The organism is Desulfovibrio sp. 1214_IL3152 (assembly GCF_036763055.1).
GTDB lineage: Bacteria > Desulfobacterota > Desulfovibrionia > Desulfovibrionales > Desulfovibrionaceae > Desulfovibrio.
The window spans coordinates 1-3,182 of sequence record NZ_JBAIYW010000053.1 but is presented as its reverse complement, the minus strand read 5'-3'; the positions used below and the strand labels follow the sequence as shown (position 1 = coordinate 3,182).

Below are 3,182 nucleotides of genomic sequence, written 5' to 3'. Positions count from 1 at the left end.
CGTGGCAGCGGCACTGGGACCGGCTCTGCGCGCTGCGCGCATTGAACCTTCGGAGGTCATTCGTGAAATATAAACCCGGGCGATTTTCCGCATTTCTTGCCCTGCTTCGCCTTGTTCTGCTGGCCGCCCTGCTGGGGGCAGCCATTCCGGCGGAACAGGCAAAAGCCGCTCTGGCCCGCAAAGGGGAACTGACCTCCGCAGACGCCTGCAATCCCAGGCCCGCTGATGACGACATTCTGCTGCCCATGCCCTGTGGGCTTGATATGGCCTTCAAGCTGGTGGCCGTGCCGGCCAAGGGGCTTTTGTGGGACATGCCCCTGCGCCCCGGCGTGGATGACAGCGCCAACGCGAACCGCGCCTTCTATGACCGTCGCTACAATACCGCGCTTTCCGGCGCTTTCACCCTTGAAGACCTGCCGCCCGATTGGCGAAAGTTTGCTCCCAAAGGACAAAACTACTTTTATCTTGTTGCAAAGTATGAGGTTTCTCAGCTGCAATGGCAGGCGGTAATGGACGCGACCTGCCCCGCCACACAGCCCCCGGCAAACAACGCGGCAAAACCGGCGACAGACATGAGCTGGTATGATGCCGTGGACTTTACACGCAAATATACCGCATGGCTTTTGCAAAATTCTCCCCAGTCCCTGCCCCGCTTTTCCGGCGACAGCCGCAATGTGGGCTTTGTGCGCCTGCCCACGGAAACGGAATGGGAATACGCCGCTCGTGGCGGGCATACGGCAGGCAGCCAGCAGCTTTTGCAGGAAGATTTTTTTGCCCTGCCGCCTGAGTCCAACAAGGCCGACTACGCCGTTTATCGGCCGGAAGGTGCCGCCAGAGCGGAAGACACCGCCAACATCGGCTCACGCAAGCCCAACCCCTTGGGCATATACGATACCGCAGGCAATGCCGCTGAAATGGTTCTGGACGCCTTTCGCTTTTCACTGGCCGGAAGGCTGCACGGTTCTGCTGGCGGCTTTGTGCGCAAGGGCGGGTCCTTTCTTTCCGGCGAGGCGGAAATTTTGCCCGGACGCCGCGAAGAAACGCCGTTCTTCATGGTCGACGGCCCGGCGCATGCCCGCGATATGGGATTTCGCCCGGTCATTTCCGGCATCAATACCCCGGGCGGGCCACGCCCCCAGGAACTGCTGGCGGAATGGGGCAACGCCGGGGAATCAATGGAAGCGGCGGGCTACGACACACAGGCCGCGCGTAACCCGCTTGAGGAACTGGACCGCCTGCTGGCATCCGCCCCCAATGAGGCAGTAAAGAAAAATCTTCAGGAATTGCGCAACACCATTAAAGAAAACAATATCACGCTTGAGCGGCAAAAGCAGATGGAAGCACAGTCGCTCATACGCACCGGCGTGTATATGACCGAGACCATCCGCAACTATTCTATCAGGAGAAAATCCCTGCAATCCCAGTTGGATGGCATGCAGAGAGAAAGCAAGACCACCAAGGGCGCCGAACTTGAAAAACTGCGCCAGATAATGGATACTGCCCGCAGAGGGCTTGTCATGCTGGATACCAGCCTCGACAAATCCCTGACCTTTTATCGCAGCAAGGTGGAAGACGGCGCGCAAATGACGCCGGAAACACTGTCAGCAGCCTATGATACCCTGAGCAAGGATTTCAGCGGCAGTGACCCGTTCAACGAAAACATGCGGCGCAACCTTGATCTGTACCGCAAACATGTTGATTTGTTGCGCAAAAACAAAGCGTTGCCGCGAGAGATCATGCAAAAGGAAATTCTGGAACGCCGCTTTCAGTAGCCAAAGGAGTGTTAACATGGCTGAAAAAATGCGCATAGGCTGGATTGGAACCGGGGTTATGGGTTTGTCCATGGCCGGTCACCTGCAAGATGCAGGGCATAGCCTGACCGTGTACAACCGCACCCGCGCCAAGGCCGACCCGCTGCTTGCCAAAGGCGCTCAATGGGCCGACACTCCGCGTCAGGTGGCTGCCAATTCCGATGTGGTTTTTACCATTGTCAGCTATCCGCAGGATGTGGAAAACGTCATCCTTGGCGCGGAAGGTGTGTTACAGGGGCTGCCCACCGGCGGCGTCGTCTGCGACATGAGCACATCAAGTCCCTCGCTGGCCGAACGCATCGCCGATGTGGCCCTGCAGCAGGGCTGCCTGTCGCTTGATGCGCCCGTCACCGGCGGCGACGTGGGCGCACGCAACGCAACCCTTTCCATCTTTGTGGGCGGCGACAAGGAAGGCTATGAACGCTTAGAAAACTGCTTCAACAGCATGGGCAAAAACATCATGCACTGTGGCGGTCCAGGTTTTGGACAAAAAGCCAAACTAGCCAATCAGGTCGCCGTTGCCGGCGTGATGTTCAGCGTGTGCGAATCCTGCCTTTTTGCGCAGGAGGCCGGACTTGATGTCGCCCAATGGATGGAGCTTGTGGTTGGCGGCGCTGCGGGCAGCAAGGCCATGGACACTTTGGGCCGTCGTATTCTTAAAAACGACTTTGCCCCCGGCTTCTTCATCAACCACTTTATTAAGGACCTTGGCCTCTGTCTTGAAGAATGCCGCCGCATGCAGATTGTGCTGCCCGGCATAGGCCTGGCCGAAGAACTGTACCGCAGCATGCAGGCTCGGGGACAGGGCAACCTGGGAACCCAGGCGTTGGTTGACTGCCTTGCCTCCCTTTCAGGCAAACAGTGGCGGCAGCACAGCTAGCGATGTTTTTCCCGCCCGGCGGCCCTGCCCACCGGGCGGCTTTGTTTCTTCGTGACGTGCCTGCGCCCTCTGCTCCTTGGGGCAACCAGCCGATGGAGGCCGCCATGACACAGACTGTTCCTCAAAATCCCTTACAAGATGCGGCATTGCAGCCTTACCGCTTTTTTTTACAACAAAGAGGCGAAATATTTTCAACGGAACTGGCCCGTATTACAGAGCAGTACGGCTCATTGCGCGCCTATGCCAACCTGCACCACAGCCTTGGCGCGCACAAAATCAAAGATGCCGCGGGCCGCAGCTTCTGGCGGCTGCGCGAGTATATGCCCCATGCGGCGGCCTTGTGGCTGACCACCGACGCGCTCAATTTCCAGCGCCACGCACACTTTCAGTTTACCCCCCAGGCAGAAGGCTTTTTTGAACTGGTTGTGCCGGAAGAGTCGCTGCACCACGGCAGTTATATGGAACTGCGCGTTCAGCCCGGCAATGCCTCT

General features: G+C 58.3%; 2 protein-coding genes and 1 pseudogene. All 3 read left to right on the top strand.

The annotated features are described in order from the left end of the window. Positions 1–62 precede the first annotated feature (62 nt). Positions 63–1,772, top strand: coding sequence for a formylglycine-generating enzyme family protein (locus tag V6C07_RS01020; protein ID WP_333534542.1), 1,710 nt, complete (start codon positions 63–65; stop codon positions 1,770–1,772). Next, entirely contained in the window at positions 1,693–2,691 is a 999-nt protein-coding gene (locus tag V6C07_RS01015; RefSeq protein ID WP_333534541.1) for an NAD(P)-dependent oxidoreductase, read from the top strand. Before V6C07_RS01020 ends, V6C07_RS01015 begins: the two co-directional genes overlap by 80 nt. 104 nt (positions 2,692–2,795) lie before the next feature. After that, positions 2,796–3,182: pseudogene (locus V6C07_RS01010) on the top strand (alpha-amylase family glycosyl hydrolase); the annotation flags it as partial.